Raw genomic sequence first — 15,573 nt, 5'->3', positions numbered from 1 at the left:
TTGGTAGTTATGGAAGACGGCAAAATTTGCGATCGCTATCCTGTTCAGGATATTGCCAAGAATAAGCAAAATGGCTGACTCCCTTAATTTGAGGGGCAAATTGGCGTAAAGCTGCCATCTGTGCTTCCAAGGATGGACGATTACTAATAGATTCTCCCCATTTACCAGCTAAAGCTGGAATTATCTGTGTACCTGGTTGTGCCACACTCAAAACTCGCTGTACTTGTTCTGCAATACAACTAGCATTAGCATTACCACAATTTGCATAAGCCATAGGATGCCATTCCAAAGAAGGAGAGAAACGATCCCACGGTTGCAAACGGGAATCATAACCTTTTCCTACAGCTTGATTACCGTCTGGAAAAAACACCGCCCCGGAGGGAATGCGTTGCTGCTGCCCTAGGGAACTAGCTAAGGCGACAAAATCCAGGATACCTTGCATTGCATGGGCTACAGCCAACTGCCATAGCTCTGATTGTAAAAGTTGTTGTCTGTTGGTTGGTGATAAGAGCGACTTGTCGGCTGTTGGGGGATTGCGTCCTTGCCAAAGAGGTTCACTTTCTTGGGGATAAAGTTTATCAACTTGATTTATGTCTCCTGTGGTGACATATCCCTTACTTAAAAAGCGCCGCATTAATTCTAACCCTTTGGAGTTGAAAGCTCTACGGAAAAAGGCTTCTTGGGTTGCGGGCGTGAATAACCACAAATCGGAAACTTTAGTAGCAATAGAGTCACTTCCTGCTTGTCGAGGATAGCGGACATAGTCAAATAACAAGCCATCTGGCCGACGACGCACGACTTCTTGCACCATGCGGTAGTAATCGGTTTTTGCTTGGGTGTTATAAGGGTCGATAAATACTTGAGAGGCGTTATCTACAACAGCTAAACTGGTTTGTCCTTTACCATTACGAGCGATCGCTTCTTGTCTACTGGGAATCTGTCCGTAAGTGTAGCCAAAGTTGACCGTAAACATCCAAGCATAAACCTTCAAACCCCGTTCTTGCCCTTTTTTAATTCCTGCGGCTAATAAATCAACCTTTTCTGTTCCCGGGGTGCGAACTACAGCCGGCCAAACTGTGGGGTTAGCGGCTGCTGGTAATAGTACCTGTCCGTCATAAAATGCTTCTAAATAAACTTGGTTATAGCCACGGCTAACAATCCGATCCATAATCTGATCAATTGCTCCCGGCTGTGTATCACAGGGATATAAACGCAACCAGATGGCTTGGGTTTGAGGCCAATTACGACTCCGACAATTTTGTAATTCTTGTGCGTGTTGTTTTAGCAGCTTTTGGTAGCTATTTTGGCTATCTCGATTCCCTTTGAGTGCTGATAAACGTAGCTTTTCTTTTTCTTGGATTGCTTTTGGTGATAGCTGACAAGACTGTAGCACTACTTGCGCTCTTGCTGTTTGGTTCCCCAAGTTAGGAAGTAACAAACTACTACTAAAAAGGATAGCGAACAAACTGCGCCAAAATAATATTGGTCTTGTAACGTTCAAGAAACAGTTAGACATATTTACCAGTAGATTGACAAAACAGTTATCGACCCCCATTAATGAAATATACAATTAATGAGAAGACGATTACAATTGACAAGCAAAAGAAACTATTAGAAAAAGTGTTAAATGTGTCAGAGAAAGTCTTAACAGAACTCTTGATACCTTTAAGATTATCATTGATATCTTGAAGACTCTTATTGATGTCACTAAGATTCTGCTCAATTGGATTTGGTTCTTTTTTTACATTATCATTTTGCTTGTTCATTGAACTTAGCCGTTACTTCCTCTGACTAATACTCAATATTATTTCATATCACCCCATTAATGACAACTTAGAAGCGAATAAATATTTTCAATACCTCATTTAGTGAGACTTGGCGAAAATAAATATCCATTTTAAAAAAGATTCAACAACCTTTTTGGTGTTCTAGCTTTTGATTTATTGCACTATAAATTAGGAAAGTTTGAATTCAAAAGTCCAAATTTAAACCCCAGATAGATTTATCTACAGTGGGAATCAAGTAAGCAAGAGTCAAAAATGCAAAGTCAAAACTTGGAACTTTGAATTTTTGGCTCTTGACAATAAAATAGCTGATGGTTAGCTACCACGCTTAAGTGCTGTTTCTACAAGATCAAACTCCTTGACTAGGCGACTTTTGAGCTTTTGAGGGATGGGACGATTAGGGTAAGAACTGTAGTGGCCAGCTAAGGCGTTGAGGGCTGTTCGCATGGTTGTAAAAGAGCTAAGAGTGGAGACAGAATTAGCCCGCTGATAACGAGCAGAAAAGTCATTAATTTTTTGACGTGCTTCTGCTTGGAGTTCTGCTTTATTTGGGGAATCTGGTGATAAATCTATGGCTTGTCTCAAGGTGTTGACTACAGCCAAGGTATCTTGACGATAATCCCCAGTTAAACTATCTGGACTACCAGAACAGCCCATTAAACCAATGGCTACCACCAAAACCAGTGCAAGCAGACGCGACCAATAACGCTTCATATGCATTAAGTAAAAGAATATGTAAATCAACGTCCATCCTATCTTGGATTGGGATCAGTCAGTTATGAGGAATAGGGAATAGGGAATAGGGAACAGGGAATAGATAATTAATTATTTATTCTCCCCATCTCCCCATCTCCCCATCTCCCCATCTCCCCATCTCCCCATCTCCCCATTTCCCCATCTCCCCATCTCCCCATCACCGCGTCCTCTTCTTCCCCCTCACCTGTTACCTATTTTGCGATACAAGGTGTCCCGTTGTTGGTAAGGTCTTTCTAGGGATGCAATCGCACTTTGCAAGGTTTCTACCTCCATACAAGTACCACCTACAGCCCCTGCCATTGTGGTAATGTGTTCTTCCATCAATGTGCCACCGATATCGTTACAACCCCAATTTAAAGCTGCTGTCGCACCAGCTAAACCCAATTTGACCCAACTCGGTTGATGGTTAGGTATGCAATTTCCTAAATAAATTCGCGCTACAGCAGTTAATAACAGTGCATCAGCTAAAACTGGTTGATCTCTTCCCACACGACGACGTAAGGATTTGGGCGCTTCTTGGCCAACGAATGGTAAGACAATGAATTCCGTAATTTTAGCTGGGTATTCTTGCTTAATAGCATTTTGTTGGAGCGATCGCAATTTGTCTAAATGTCCAATTTGCTGTTCTGGGGTTTCGATATGCCCAGATAACATGGTACTAGTGGTAGGTACACCTAATTTATGGGCAGTACTGACTATTTCTAACCAAGTAGCCGTATCAATTTTTTCTGGACATAGTACCCTGCGTACCTCATCATCTAACACCTCAGCAGCTGTTCCTGGCATAGAACCGACACCAGCATCCCGCAAAGCTGTAATTACCTCTGCATAGGAAATTCCATCTAATCTGGCGATAAACTGGACTTCTTGAGGAGAAAATGCGTGTAAATGCAGTTGAGGAAACTCTTGCTTAATAGTTTCTACCAACTTGAGGTAATAAGGCAAAGATTTACCGTTGATTTGCGCTTGTGGGTGCAATCCCCCTTGCATACAGATTTCTGTTGCTCCTCGACGCACCGCATCTGTAGATTTTTCCAAAATCTGCGCCCAATTTAACCAAAAAGCATCAGTATCACCCTCATCCCGACGGAACGCACAAAAACTACAATGCTGCTCACAGATGTTGGTAAAGTTAATATTCCGGTTAATTACGTAGGTAACTGTGTCACCTACTTGGGTTTGACGGAGTTTGTCAGCGGTAGCCTGAATAGCACTTACAGCCTTTGGATCAGTCTGTTTTAACAACACAACACCTTCAGTAGGTGATATATCATACCCTAATAAAGCACGGTCAAGAATAGCATCAAAAGTTATATTAGCCACAGTTCATCAAACGTAAACTACTTATTTAATTTTCGCAATAAATTAAAAGTTGCAGCTTGTGATGTTATATTATTGACAAGCCATTGCATTTCAGTCTGCTTTGTGAAATAAATACTATTTACGTTTTATCATAATCCATTTCCTATCTTGACAGATAATCGCCAATTTATCTGCTTTTAAATTCGCTTGAGTTTTATGTATCCAATTGAATAGATATCGACGATAATCATTTTTTATGAATTTATGAATAAATTGAAAGCAAACACACCATTATTGATCATCTTATCTGGTGTAATTTTTTCTCTATACCTGCTATCACAAATACCTTATGAAATTTACTTTAGTGGTGATGGTGGACTGAAAGCATTGTTAGCCAAACAACTTAGTTCGGGCAAACTCCGTTTTGATTTAGATTTAGTAGCACCACAATGGGTACATAATTTATGGAATAGCGGACTTTATCCCTTTGAAGCCCCATTTAGTTATAAGATATCCAATCTTTACTATATTACATTTCCGTTTACATTTCCACTAGTAACTGCCCCGTTTTATGCCATTTTCGGTTTTAGAGGTTTTTATATAATTCCTTTAATTTCCACATGGATAATTTGGTTTAGTTTTTATAAATTATGTCAGTGTTTTAAACTAGATAAGCTGATTATAAACATCGGATTGATCACTTTGATATTCGCTTCCCCACTGACTATGTATAGTGCCATGTATTGGGAACATACACTAGCCGTATGTTTAGCCTTTAATGGCTTAGTAATTCTCTTAAGTAAAGAAGAACAAGATTTTTCAAACAAAGATGCCATAAATAGTGGCATATTAATTGGTTTATCAGTTTGGTTTAGGCCAGAATTTTTAGCATTAGTAGCTATTTTGATGATGCTAGTAATCGCCTCATATAAAATTAAACTCGATTTCATCACTCTTATTAAAAATCGGCAAATAACATTTATTGCTAGTCTGATAATAACCATATTATGTTTCTTTGCTTTAAATAAAATTATTTATAATCATCCATTGGGCGCTCATGCTTTTCAAGTAGTAGAAAATTTTTCTCTACAGACAAGACTATTAAAAGCTTTCAAATTTTTAAATGTACTTAAAAATGAGTTGCTCTATTATTTTCCAGTAATATATTTTGCTATAGCAATTTTTATTATTTCCTTATTTAAAAACACTATTACTTTAACCTCCCAAGTTAGAAAAATATTATTCATATCAATTTTATTTATTTGTCTAGTACCAATACTTATTCCTAGTGATGGAGGTAAGCAATGGGGTCCAAGATTTTTATTAATCCTCATACCATTACTTAATATAACAGCCATATCTGGTTTGAGCATAACTCTAAAAATTAAAAAGTTCGGTCTCAGATATATTAGCGGTGGAATTTTTGTAACTCTATTTATAGTTGGACTTAACCTCAACACATTTACAGGTACTATCAATTCTTATCAAAAAGACAAAATAGTCAATCTTGATGTCCTTGCTTTTTTGCGTCAAGATAGTAATCAAGTTGTAGCTGTAGCTAACCAATATGTTGGCCAAAGTTTTGAAGCCATGTTTAACCAAAAAATATTTTTTCTCACAAAACAACCTGATGATATGAGTAAATTAGGTTTAGCATTGCACGAACAAGGTTATCAAAAATTTATTTATATATGCCCTGCTTATGACAAATGCTTTTCAAATTCCAAACTATCTGAAACATTGCCCTTATTGTCTAGTCCAAAAAACTTGATGATTCAGCTAAAAAATATCAAAGAAAATAAAAAATACAGAATCCAAGAAGCAAGCATTATTGAAAAGAAAAACTAGGAAATTCTGAAAGTTTTAGCAAAGAAAGTATATTTTAAATATGAAACCAAACTTAGCAAGTTCTAACATCAACAAATTTTTGTCTTTAGAAAAAATAGCACTGATTGTGATTGCCATAGCTGTACTGCTAAGAATCATCAATCTAGGAAGTAGAGAATTTTGGTACGATGAAGTTTTATCATTATTGCTATCTACCAGTAAAAATGGTATTTATAAAACTCCTGGAGATACACCAGTCGTATTAGCAGAATATACATCCTTATTGCGCTTACCAATTGAAGCTAGTTTACGGGACTTTTTTCTAACTATTGAGAGTTTAATTAGGAGTTTACTAGGTGGAGAACCTCATCCACCATTATTCTTTTTAAGTCAGCATTTTTGGTTGCGTCTTTTTGGCAATAGCGAAGCATCTGTGCGGAGTTTAAATACATTGTTTAGCATTGCCGCTATGGGTGGGGCTTATGGTTTAGGAAAGCTGGTTTTAGGACATCGTGGAGGACTATTTTTGGCGGCAATGCTGGGAATAAGTCCATATTATTTATTTCATTCCCTAAATATGCGGATGTATGCGCCTCTGGTATTATGGGTAATGTTGAGTACATGGGCATTACTGTATTTAATTGAACAACAAAATTCACCAATTAGCCAAAGTCGTCGTAGTCAATTGCTATGGAATGGACTTTTAATTATCTCCATTGCTGCGGGTTTGATGACTTTTTATTTATATGCCTATTGGCTGATAGTTTTAGGAGTATTGGTACTTTATTTAGATAGAAGGAATTGGTGGCAACATGGCTTACGATTAGGTGCTGGAGTTTTATTAACTATGCCCTGGGTTTTGTGGGGTACTATTAAACAACTCCGCAACGCTGATTTAGATCGTTTTGGTAAAGCTAAATCCACATTACCTCCGTTGTTGAGACATTTACAAGATTTTACTAACACTTTGGGAACAGACCTACTCATAGGAGACTGGGCAAGTAGTTTAGATCCAATCGTGATTACTATAGCTGGTTGTGTAGTTATCTTGTTATTTTTAGCCTGTAGTATTCACTTGTGGCAACAAGGTGAGAAAAAGAACTTAACTGTAGCTTTGATATTAGGAATTCTCCCCTTATTACTAGCCTTAGCTGTAGATATCGCTACTAAAAAGTTTACCTTGGGGTTTGGCTTTGGAAGGACAATGATCATTATTCTCCCTGGCTGTTTATTATTAGTAGCTTTGTGGGTAGAAAAAGCAGTTGCCAAACAATGGCAAACTCCTGTAGCAGCGGGTTTATTGCTGGTGTATCTGACTATTAGTGTTGGTGATTTTAGTCTGCGGACACGCTCTGTTTTTCGCTCAGTTTCTGAATTAATTGCCCAAGACTTAAATCAGCCAACTTTAATTGCTATGAACTCCAAAGCTTGGGGTCATGTAATGCGTGTGGCTTATTATATTCCCTCTTCTTATCCTGTGATGCTTCTATCGCAAACACCATTAGGACTAGCTACTTCTTTAGAAACGGTTCTCAAAGAAGAACCAGCTAAATATTCTCGTGTCGTGTGGTTAGATAGTGGTAATCCTCTCTGGTCTAAATTAAAAACCGAAGCAGAAGTAGAGATACAAAAACAAAAAATTGAACAAGTTTTATCAAGCAAATTTAAGTTAGAAAACACTCGCAATCTTTCTGGAACAATGACCTTGGATGATTTTACTGCCAAGCTTTACACACTATCTCCCAAAACTTAAAATTTCTCCAAATTGTAGTTTCAGTATATGAAAAAATGTTGCCTAACTAAATACTGTGGAAATATAAAGTTGAGATGAACTATCTAAATATATTATGCAGTAAAACTTTTCCAATACTTAACATCAGAATAATCACTGATGATCAGATAATGAGAATACCGTTTTTGCTAGTATATCTCAGGTAAAATTTCTAGTATCTATTATACTAAGTTTAGCAATAGTATTGAATTGATAGTTAACCTTTATACAGGCGATTCCGCAATTTCACATTTACTGACTTTATGAATGCAAACTCATCAAACTCCCTGTTAGCAGTTCCCTCTGGGGCATTAAAGATTCCTGAATATCCAGTTACGGATGTGGTTGGAGACAATCCCATACTTCTATCTTTGGTGATTCCCACGTATAAAGAGCGTGACAATATCCCAAATGTGGTCAGTATCTTGAGCCGATTACTAGATGAAGCTATACCTGGTAATTATGAACTGATTGTAGTAGATGATGATAGCCCAGATCTGACTTGGGAAGTTGCACAATCTCTGATGCCAGAGTATCCGCAGTTGCGGGTGATGCGGCGTGAAGATGAACGAGGACTGTCATCTGCTGTGATTCGTGGGTGGCAAGCGGCTACAGGGAGTTTTTTGGGTGTGATTGATGGAGATTTGCAGCATCCACCGGAGGTGCTGATACAACTCTTGCAGAAAATGATAGATGGGGCAGATTTAGCCTTAGCTAGTCGTCACGTAGATGGTGGTGGTGTTAGTAGTTGGAGTGTGATGAGGCGCTTTTTATCTCGTGGGGCGCAAGTGTTGGGATTGATTATCTTGCCAGGGGTACTGGGAAGAGTTTCTGACCCAATGAGTGGTTATTTTATGGTACGACGGAGTGCGATCGCTAATACTACTCTTAATCCTGTAGGCTATAAAATTCTTCTGGAAGTGATTGGACGAGGAAACGTGAGGGAAATTGCTGAAGCTGGTTATGTATTCCGTGAACGGACAGAAGGTGAAAGCAAAGTCACGTCGAAGCAATATGTAGAGTACATCCATCACTTAATACGCTTACGTGTATCCACAGGGCGCATAGGAAAAATTCGCAGCAAAGTGAATTTCCCTGTTGGTCGATTTCTCCGCTTCGGTGCGGTGGGATTAAGTGGGGTATTTGTAGATATGGTAATACTTTATTTACTTAGTGACCCAACAACTTTAGCTTGGCCTCTGACACGTAGTAAAATCTTGGCTGGGGAAATTGCTATTTTCAATAATTTTCTCTGGAATGATGCTTGGACATTTGCCGATGTATCCATGCAGCAAAAAGGTTGGAAGCTAAGATTAAAGCGGTTTTTGAAGTTCAATCTGATTTGCTTGGCTGGGTTAGTATTAAATGTACTGGTGTTGAATATAGTGTTTAATTTTCTGATTCCTAATCGCTACATTGCTAACTTTATAGCGATCGCAGTCGCAACTATTTGGAATTTCTGGGTGAACCTGCAATTAAGCTGGCGGGTAACTGAAGTTAAATAAACAGTAAATCAATCAGCCTGAATTCTGCTGTATCAGTTATTGATTCTGACTTTCTAAACTTCTCCTGGCCAATTTCCCTATAATGGTGATGGGCATTGTATCATGGGGGATGGTGTCTTTAATTAGATTAGGGAATTCATGGCAAAGAAGAGCATGATTGAGCGCGAGAAAAAACGCGCTAAGTTGGTGGAACAGTATGCTGACAAGCGAGAAGCACTACTAGACGAGTTCAAAAGTGCTGACTCTCCCCTAGATAAGCTGGAAATCCACCGCAAAATTCAACAACTACCTCGTAACAGTGCGCCTAACCGCCGTCGTAATCGTTGCTGGGTAACAGGTCGTCCTAGAGGAGTATACCGGGATTTTGGACTATCTCGGAACGTACTGCGCGAATGGGCGCACGAAGGTCTTTTACCTGGTGTTGTTAAGTCTAGCTGGTAGCCAGTGGTCAGTAGTCATTAGTCCTTAGTCATTTACTGTCAACTAATGACCAACGACCAATGACCAATGACCAAATCAATTATTGACCACAACAACGATCAATTCCCAGACTTTCTAAGAGTAGATCGCTAACGGCGTTGGCGATCGCAAACTCTCCATAGAAGCTTTTAGAAAAATCAAATAACTGCATCTCTGTGACAATAGCAATTACCAGAGATCCCAAGTCATTTTCTCCTTCCATCCTTTGTCGCACAAAAATTTGTGCTGCACGCTGGGCAATATTTTGATTAACTACTTCTGGAAGAAATTCTGCATCTAACCACCCTAGTAGTCGTTGTTGTAACCATTCCCCTTCTAGCTGGGGATTTTTAGACGGTGGCAGAGTAATAGCTGGAATTGGCTCAGTCATCTTTGTATATCTTAATATAGATTTTGTTATCTAGGGTAATCTCAGAAAAACGCAAACAGGGCTGATTGCAGCAATTTGCGGTTTTCTGAGTCTTTTTGTGATGATTTTTTGAACTATGGAATATGATGTCGCTGCTATTATTCGAGGTTATGCTCAAGGTTATTTTCTCATGGCTGATGAGAGTGATAACTTAGGATGGTATGGAAGTAAAGAACGAACGTTGATTCCCTTGAATGAGAACTTCCGCTACCCCAAGTCATTGCAGCGGGTTCTCAACCAAGAGAGGTTCACAGTGGCAGTTAACCGTGACTTTCTGGGTGTAGTAGCTGGATGTGCTAACCGCGAAACCACTTGGATTTCCCCAGAATTACAAAAGATTTATTGGCTACTTTACCAGACTGGTTATGCTTATAGTTTTGAAACTTGGCAAGGTGATGAACTAGCAGGAGGAATTTTAGGGATTGCGATTGGTGGCCTGTTTATTGGTGAATCGATGTTTTACCAAATTCCCGAAGGTTCTAAGGTAGCGATGGTTAAGTTGGTAGAAAGATTGCGCCAAAAAAAATTTATGTTGTTCGATGCACAAATGATGAATCCCCATTTGGCCAGATTTGGTGCTTATATAGTCAGTAATAAAGAATATGAGATATTACTCCAGCAGGCTTTACAACTTCCCTGTTCCTTTGAGTAATATCCTATCTGATTAAATGCTGATCATTAGGGACAACGCGGGGACGCGGAAGAAGACACGGAGACACGGAGACACGGAGACGCGGAGAGATTTTAATAATAAATATTTGATGTTTGAAATATATGTAGGGTGGGCAATGCCCACCTTAAGAGGATGTTTGACAAGTATTGCATGAAACCAATCAACCCCAAAAACCTAACCCCCCTTCCCTGACAAGGGTAGGTTTTTAATATTATCTGTTAAGGCAGGACTAGGAAGACAAGGAGGGAAAGTAGACAAGGAAGATTTTCTCCGCACAATGGTCTTTTTGTTACTAAAAAAATATGATTTTGTACGTGTTTCCTCCCTTGTCCACTGTCCTTCCTTGTCCCCCAAGTCTTGCCCTCACGACAATGTAAAATACCTACCCTTGTGAGACCCCCCTTCCCCCCTCTCACAAGGGTAGGTTTTTAATATTATCTGTGAAGGCAGGACTTGGAAGACAAGGAGGGAAGGTAGACAAGGAAGATTTTATACGCACAATGGTCTTTTGACGGACTGTTCTTGTTACCAAGAGAATATGATTTTGTACGGTTTTCCTCCCTTGTCCACTGTCCTTCCTTGTCCACCAAGTCTAGCCCTCACGACAATGTAAAATACCTACCCTTGTGAGAGGGGTAGGAGAGAGGTTTGGAGAGAGGTTTTTCAGTAAATTTTTAGACTTCTCAAACAACCTCTAAGAGAATTAAAATCTTTCACAGATATCATTGATGATTTTTACATAACCAATTAAACAATTGAAACTTCAAAATATGAATTCCGCAGAAAAACTTATAGAAGCGGGGAACGTAAACCCCCTGAATTAGTTAAATTCTCAATGAAAAGTAACGCGATTTTCTGTCACCAGGGTGAGGCTAATCCATGCACCTTTATCATCATAGTTACGGATTAAACGTTGGCGTAAGGTTGGTGTAATTAACCAACCAACTTCTAAAAATAAAGGTTGACGTAACTGTGCTTGTAAAGGGAAAGTTGCAGAAGCACCATTAGGTAAAAGTAATACTTGCACTTGCTTTTGGGGATTTTGATCAAAGAGGATAATTGAATCTTTGATAGTAGCAGTGGAGGTAATATTTTGTTCGCCAAAATTTATATTTTGAATTAATTTCCCAGTGGCATTAAGTTGTAGTTTTAAGGTTGTAGAAAAGGTAATGGGTGAACGCCAATCAGGGTAGATAGTAACGGCTTCACCCTGCCATTCTCCCAATAAATCATTTATGTGCAAGGGTGGATTTTCTACTGCTTCCGTACCAGCTAAATGCTCACGAATCAAGGTGAGACTTTCTATTTTTCCATTTTTATCAAACAATTCCACTAAACGTAAGCGACGATTTTCATGAATTAAACCGAGTTCTGCACCAAATTCAGAAAATGGACCTAGCTGCATGGAACCTTGAGAAAATGCCCCATTTTCAAAAAACAGTACACTTCTTGCTAGAGAACTATATTCTAAAACTTGTTCAGTGTTTCCTTGGCGAATTGTTTGACGCACTGTTTGATTATTGTTCAAGCCTTCTATAGAAACTACACTTTTGATATCTTCTAAAAGTGTACCTTGAGGTGAATAACGAGTAAATGAACCTTGCCATTCACCGAGATTTTGCAATAAGCATTCCCATTGTTTAGTCATTTTTAAATTTTTTATTGTTTAATTATTTGATTATTTAGCAAATCGGTGAACAGCGAATAAACTACCCATTAATCCGACAATTGCACCAAAGCCTAAAAGGATAAGAGGTAAGAGTAAAGTTTGCGCTGTTGTGAGTTGTACACCGTGGCTAATAAATTTGATCAACTCAGGTTGATTAGCTAGTAAACGGTTGAGAAATTGTTGAGTTAGAGAAATGAAACTCCAAGCGATCGCACCACCCAGCAAACCAAAAGAAATTCCTTGTAAAATAAATGGTAGGTAAATCCAAGCAGAAGTGGCTCCCACCAGTTGCATGATTTCAATTTCCCGCCGTCGTGCCATGACAATTAGACGAATGGTGGTGGTTGTCACAGCGATCGCTGTTAAAGTCAGAATGATCGTAATTGTTAAAGTAATCCAGTTTAGCCCTTGGTGCAACTGAGCGATGCGTTTTACAGCTTCATCTACGTACTGCACCACATCCACTCCCTGCAACTTCGCTAACTCTGTCGCTAAAGAAGGTACAACTTGGGGATTTAAAGCTTTTACTTTCATTTCGTCAACTAGCGGATTATCCCCTAGCTGCTGAGTAGCAGAGTCAATATCAGCAATACCCAGTTCTTTAACTAACTTGATCCAAGCTTGTTCTTTGGTAATTACTTGCACCCCAACCACTGCTGGTATTTTCGCCACCAGAGGTTCAATGTTCACAGCTTGAATACCAGATTCCAGATAAACCGATAATTCCAACTGACTACCAAACTGGTTGAGGAGTTTTTCTACTTGCCAAGAAGTTTGCAGACTTAAGCCAAACAGAAATAATAACACTGTCACCGTACTAACAGCCGCCCAATTCATCCATCCTCCCCGCAGCAATCCCAGGAAAGTTTCTTTGAGCAGGTAGTCTAGTTTTGTGAAAAACTTAAACATTAGAAATAGTCATTGCTGATTGGTAATGGGTACAAACTAAAATTATTACCACTTTCTGTCAACTGTTTTCTATAGTCTGTTCTCTGTCACCTCCCAACTGACGATAGAATTGAATTAGTAAGACATTAATCATCAAGCCGTCAACAATCATGCCCTCTGACATTGCTGTAGAGAAGAAAAAGTTAAAAAATCCACCTTTGCGACTTCATTATTTAGGCGATCGCGTTTTGCGTCAACCCGCAAAGCGTGTCACCAAAATAGATGACGAACTCCGTCAACTGGTGCGCGAAATGCTGCAAACTATGTACAGTGAGGATGGCATTGGTTTAGCTGCGCCCCAAGTTGGAATTAATAAACAACTCATTGTCATCGATTGTGAACCAGACAAACCAGAGCATCCTCCACTTGTATTAATTAACCCTGTCATTAAACAGGTTAGCAGTGAACTCTGCGTTGCTCAAGAAGGTTGTCTGAGCATTCCTAAAGTTTATCTAGATGTCAAACGCCCCCAAGTGGTAGAAATTGCCTATAAAGATGAATATGGCCGTCCCCAGACATTAAAAGCTGGTGACTTACTCGGACGCTGTATTCTACACGAAATGGATCACCTCAACGGTGTGGTATTTGTAGACAGAGTAGAAAATTCCTTGACTTTAGCCCAGGAGCTATCTAAAAATGGCTTCTCGTATCAAGCAGTGAAACCAGTAGCATAGGGTGACAGATTCGTGTATTTAACTCCAAAAAGCGGTTTGTTTTTAGGCGGTGCTTGTGTAAGTGCGATCGCAGCGGTAGGTTCTGTATTTGAACTCAGTTATGGACAACCAGATTTAGGTGTCCAAACCACCGCAATTATCCTAGCTTTGAGTATTCCCATCACCGTATTATTTTTCTTGGCCGCAGTGAGAGATGCACGGGCTAACATGAAATAAGCATCAAGGATACAAAGAAAGGTAGAGGGATGAAAAAAAAATGCAAAATTCATTCTTTTACCTTTTATTTTTCCCAATATGTCAGTAATAGAAGAATGCTATCAACTTCTACTCAACTATTGCGACTTTCCCAAGGACATCTCAACTTACTTGCAGCTTGTCCCCGCAAATTTCAGCATACCTATTTAGAACAACTCACCACGCCCGCAGATCCCCAACATGAAGAATATCAAACTTTAGGTAGTCGCTTTCACCTGCTCATGCAGCAGCAAGAAATGGGTTTACCAATTAATAGTTTTCTGCAAACAGATGCTCAACTGCAAAATTGGATGACTGCTTTTGCTAAAGTTGCACCTGAAATTCTCACACCTGACACAAATAACCAAACCTTTCGGGAAAGTGAACACTATCGCACTTTACAAATTCAAGATTTTTTATTGACAGTAATTTATGATTTATTAATTGCCGATCATCAGCAAGCACAAATTCTCGACTGGAAAACCTATCGCCAACCACCCAATAAAACCTCTTTAGCTAAAAATTGGCAAACACGTCTTTATCTATATGTTCTGGCAGAAACAAGCGAATATTTACCCGAAAACATATCTATGACTTATTGGTTTGTCCAAGCTCAAGGAAAACCACAAAATATTAAATTCAACTATAATCAACAACAACATCAAAAAACAGAACAGGATTTAAATCAACTATTAAATTATTTAAATGATTGGTTACAAAAATATCAACAAAACCAGCCATTTCCCCAAGTAGCCGAATTTAAAAAAGCTTGTAAATTTTGTCAGTATGCTGTTAAATGTGAACGTCAAAAAAATAATCAAACAGAGATAATTACAAATTCTTTGCCAAAGTTTGAGAACATTCAAGAAATATCAATTTGATATTTATAGCAATTATGAAAACCTTTGATGAAACAGATGCTATTTATGTCCGGGAATTAGGAATTGATGATATCGCTCCTGTTTATCACCTAGGTGAACAACTATTTACTAGCGAGTTATATCCTTACTTATACCGCACCTGGGATGAATGGGAAGTAATTGGACTTTACAACACAGATCCAGAATATTGCCTAGTTGCGGAAACAGAAGGTGAACTTTCAGGATTTATTTTGGGAACTATTATTACTAAAGCATCTTGGAATTACGGTTACATTTTGTGGTTAGGTGTAAATCCCAAATTTCAACGTCGAGGTGTAGCAGATATATTAGTTGATAAAGTCGTTGCTAGAATGATTGAAGATGGAGCGCGGTTTATGTTAGTAGATACAGATCCTACTAATACCCCAGCCGTGAAATTTTTTAACCGCAAGGGTTTTGGTAATATCCGCCAGCATATTTTCCTATCAATGAATTTAAGTAAGCATCCATATTATGGCAAACTAATTGATTATGAACATCAAAAAGCAGAAAGAGCAGGTTATAGACGTACACGCCCTGCTATTCGTCCTCGCAAATCAGAAGGAGTTGCCGGTGAAGTAGTTCTTAATCCCTTAGTTAGTGAATCTACAAATGATGTAATTAGCGATAATGATTTATAAA

The 15,573-nt window shown here is 38.8% G+C and carries 15 protein-coding genes; 9 read left to right on the top strand and 6 right to left on the bottom strand.

Annotated features, from left to right (window positions below; translation table 11 throughout):
- Positions 1-7: 7 nt before the first annotated feature.
- The 3 genes from H6G59_RS03045 to cofH all read right to left on the bottom strand — a co-directional run bounded on the left by H6G59_RS03045 (position 8) and on the right by cofH (position 3,863).
- Complete coding sequence (locus H6G59_RS03045) at positions 8-1,516, bottom strand: family 10 glycosylhydrolase (RefSeq protein ID WP_190711694.1); 1,509 nt, start codon at positions 1,514-1,516, stop codon at positions 8-10.
- Positions 1,517-2,099: 583 nt separating this feature from the next.
- On the bottom strand, positions 2,100-2,498 hold the full coding sequence (psb27, locus tag H6G59_RS03040; RefSeq protein WP_190711693.1) for a photosystem II protein Psb27: 399 nt from the start codon (positions 2,496-2,498) through the stop codon (positions 2,100-2,102).
- A 222-nt stretch (positions 2,499-2,720) separates the two neighbouring features.
- Positions 2,721-3,863, bottom strand: a complete 1,143-nt coding sequence (gene cofH, locus H6G59_RS03035; protein WP_190711692.1) for a 7,8-didemethyl-8-hydroxy-5-deazariboflavin synthase subunit CofH — start codon at positions 3,861-3,863, stop codon at positions 2,721-2,723.
- Positions 3,864-4,106: 243 nt separating this feature from the next.
- Here cofH and H6G59_RS03030 point away from each other — a divergent pair, with 243 nt between their 5' ends.
- From H6G59_RS03030 to rpsN, 4 genes are all read left to right on the top strand, one after another.
- On the top strand, positions 4,107-5,690 hold the full coding sequence (locus H6G59_RS03030; protein ID WP_190711691.1) for an LA_3751/LA_3752 family putative glycosyltransferase: 1,584 nt from the start codon (positions 4,107-4,109) through the stop codon (positions 5,688-5,690).
- Positions 5,691-5,730: 40 nt separating this feature from the next.
- Positions 5,731-7,422 (top strand): glycosyltransferase family 39 protein, encoded by a 1,692-nt coding sequence (locus H6G59_RS03025; protein ID WP_190711690.1) that lies wholly within the window; start codon positions 5,731-5,733, stop codon positions 7,420-7,422.
- Positions 7,423-7,703: 281 nt separating this feature from the next.
- Positions 7,704-8,945 (top strand): glycosyltransferase, encoded by a 1,242-nt coding sequence (locus H6G59_RS03020; protein ID WP_190711689.1) that lies wholly within the window; start codon positions 7,704-7,706, stop codon positions 8,943-8,945.
- A 138-nt stretch (positions 8,946-9,083) separates the two neighbouring features.
- Positions 9,084-9,386 (top strand): 30S ribosomal protein S14, encoded by a 303-nt coding sequence (gene rpsN, locus H6G59_RS03015; RefSeq protein WP_190711688.1) that lies wholly within the window; start codon positions 9,084-9,086, stop codon positions 9,384-9,386.
- Positions 9,387-9,465: 79 nt separating this feature from the next.
- Here rpsN and H6G59_RS03010 read toward each other — a convergent pair whose 3' ends face one another.
- Positions 9,466-9,795 carry a hypothetical protein gene (locus tag H6G59_RS03010; protein WP_190711687.1) on the bottom strand — a complete coding sequence of 110 codons (330 nt, stop codon included), beginning with the start codon at positions 9,793-9,795 and terminating at the stop codon, positions 9,466-9,468.
- Between the two features lie 115 nt (positions 9,796-9,910).
- Here H6G59_RS03010 and aat point away from each other — a divergent pair, with 115 nt between their 5' ends.
- Positions 9,911-10,486: a leucyl/phenylalanyl-tRNA--protein transferase gene (gene aat / locus H6G59_RS03005; protein WP_190711686.1), complete on the top strand. Its 576-nt coding sequence runs from the start codon at positions 9,911-9,913 to the stop codon at positions 10,484-10,486.
- Between the two features lie 853 nt (positions 10,487-11,339).
- Here aat and H6G59_RS03000 read toward each other — a convergent pair.
- Positions 11,340-12,155, bottom strand: a complete 816-nt coding sequence (locus tag H6G59_RS03000; RefSeq protein WP_190711685.1) for a DUF3598 family protein — start codon at positions 12,153-12,155, stop codon at positions 11,340-11,342.
- 30 nt (positions 12,156-12,185) lie between these two features.
- Positions 12,186-13,085 (bottom strand): cell division protein FtsX, encoded by a 900-nt coding sequence (locus tag H6G59_RS02995; protein ID WP_190711684.1) that lies wholly within the window; start codon positions 13,083-13,085, stop codon positions 12,186-12,188.
- Positions 13,086-13,234: 149 nt separating this feature from the next.
- Between H6G59_RS02995 and def the strand changes: the two genes are divergently transcribed.
- From def to H6G59_RS02975, 4 genes are all read left to right on the top strand, one after another.
- Positions 13,235-13,798, top strand: a complete 564-nt coding sequence (def, locus tag H6G59_RS02990; RefSeq protein ID WP_190711683.1) for a peptide deformylase — start codon at positions 13,235-13,237, stop codon at positions 13,796-13,798.
- A gap of 12 nt (positions 13,799-13,810) precedes the next feature.
- A complete protein-coding gene (locus H6G59_RS02985) occupies positions 13,811-14,014 on the top strand; it encodes a hypothetical protein (RefSeq protein WP_190711682.1) in 204 nt (67 codons plus the stop codon).
- A 95-nt stretch (positions 14,015-14,109) separates the two neighbouring features.
- Positions 14,110-14,913, top strand: a complete 804-nt coding sequence (locus H6G59_RS02980; RefSeq protein ID WP_190711681.1) for a PD-(D/E)XK nuclease family protein — start codon at positions 14,110-14,112, stop codon at positions 14,911-14,913.
- A 14-nt stretch (positions 14,914-14,927) separates the two neighbouring features.
- Positions 14,928-15,572 (top strand): GNAT family N-acetyltransferase, encoded by a 645-nt coding sequence (locus H6G59_RS02975; RefSeq protein WP_190711680.1) that lies wholly within the window; start codon positions 14,928-14,930, stop codon positions 15,570-15,572.
- The last annotated feature ends 1 nt before the right edge of the window (position 15,573 follow it).

Origin of the sequence: Anabaena lutea FACHB-196 (assembly GCF_014698305.1) — a bacterium.
GTDB classification, from domain to species: Bacteria; Cyanobacteriota; Cyanobacteriia; order Cyanobacteriales; family Nostocaceae; genus Anabaena; species Anabaena lutea.
This window is presented reverse-complemented; position numbering and strand designations above follow the sequence as displayed.

What these genes read in the sequence shown, in the direction of transcription:
- aat (WP_190711686.1), top strand. Translation starts at nt 9,911, where the DNA reads ATGGAATATGATGTCGCTGCTATTATTCGAGGTTATGCTCAAGGTTAT.
- H6G59_RS03000 (WP_190711685.1), bottom strand. Translation starts at nt 12,155, where the DNA reads ATGACTAAACAATGGGAATGCTTATTGCAAAATCTCGGTGAATGGCAA.
- H6G59_RS03025 (WP_190711690.1), top strand. Translation starts at nt 5,731, where the DNA reads ATGAAACCAAACTTAGCAAGTTCTAACATCAACAAATTTTTGTCTTTA.
- H6G59_RS02975 (WP_190711680.1), top strand. Translation starts at nt 14,928, where the DNA reads ATGAAAACCTTTGATGAAACAGATGCTATTTATGTCCGGGAATTAGGA.
- psb27 (WP_190711693.1), bottom strand. Translation starts at nt 2,498, where the DNA reads ATGAAGCGTTATTGGTCGCGTCTGCTTGCACTGGTTTTGGTGGTAGCC.
- rpsN (WP_190711688.1), top strand. Translation starts at nt 9,084, where the DNA reads ATGGCAAAGAAGAGCATGATTGAGCGCGAGAAAAAACGCGCTAAGTTG.
- H6G59_RS03010 (WP_190711687.1), bottom strand. Translation starts at nt 9,795, where the DNA reads ATGACTGAGCCAATTCCAGCTATTACTCTGCCACCGTCTAAAAATCCC.
- H6G59_RS03020 (WP_190711689.1), top strand. Translation starts at nt 7,704, where the DNA reads ATGAATGCAAACTCATCAAACTCCCTGTTAGCAGTTCCCTCTGGGGCA.
- H6G59_RS02980 (WP_190711681.1), top strand. Translation starts at nt 14,110, where the DNA reads ATGCTATCAACTTCTACTCAACTATTGCGACTTTCCCAAGGACATCTC.
- H6G59_RS03045 (WP_190711694.1), bottom strand. Translation starts at nt 1,516, where the DNA reads ATGTCTAACTGTTTCTTGAACGTTACAAGACCAATATTATTTTGGCGC.
- H6G59_RS03030 (WP_190711691.1), top strand. Translation starts at nt 4,107, where the DNA reads ATGAATAAATTGAAAGCAAACACACCATTATTGATCATCTTATCTGGT.
- H6G59_RS02995 (WP_190711684.1), bottom strand. Translation starts at nt 13,085, where the DNA reads ATGTTTAAGTTTTTCACAAAACTAGACTACCTGCTCAAAGAAACTTTC.
- def (WP_190711683.1), top strand. Translation starts at nt 13,235, where the DNA reads ATGCCCTCTGACATTGCTGTAGAGAAGAAAAAGTTAAAAAATCCACCT.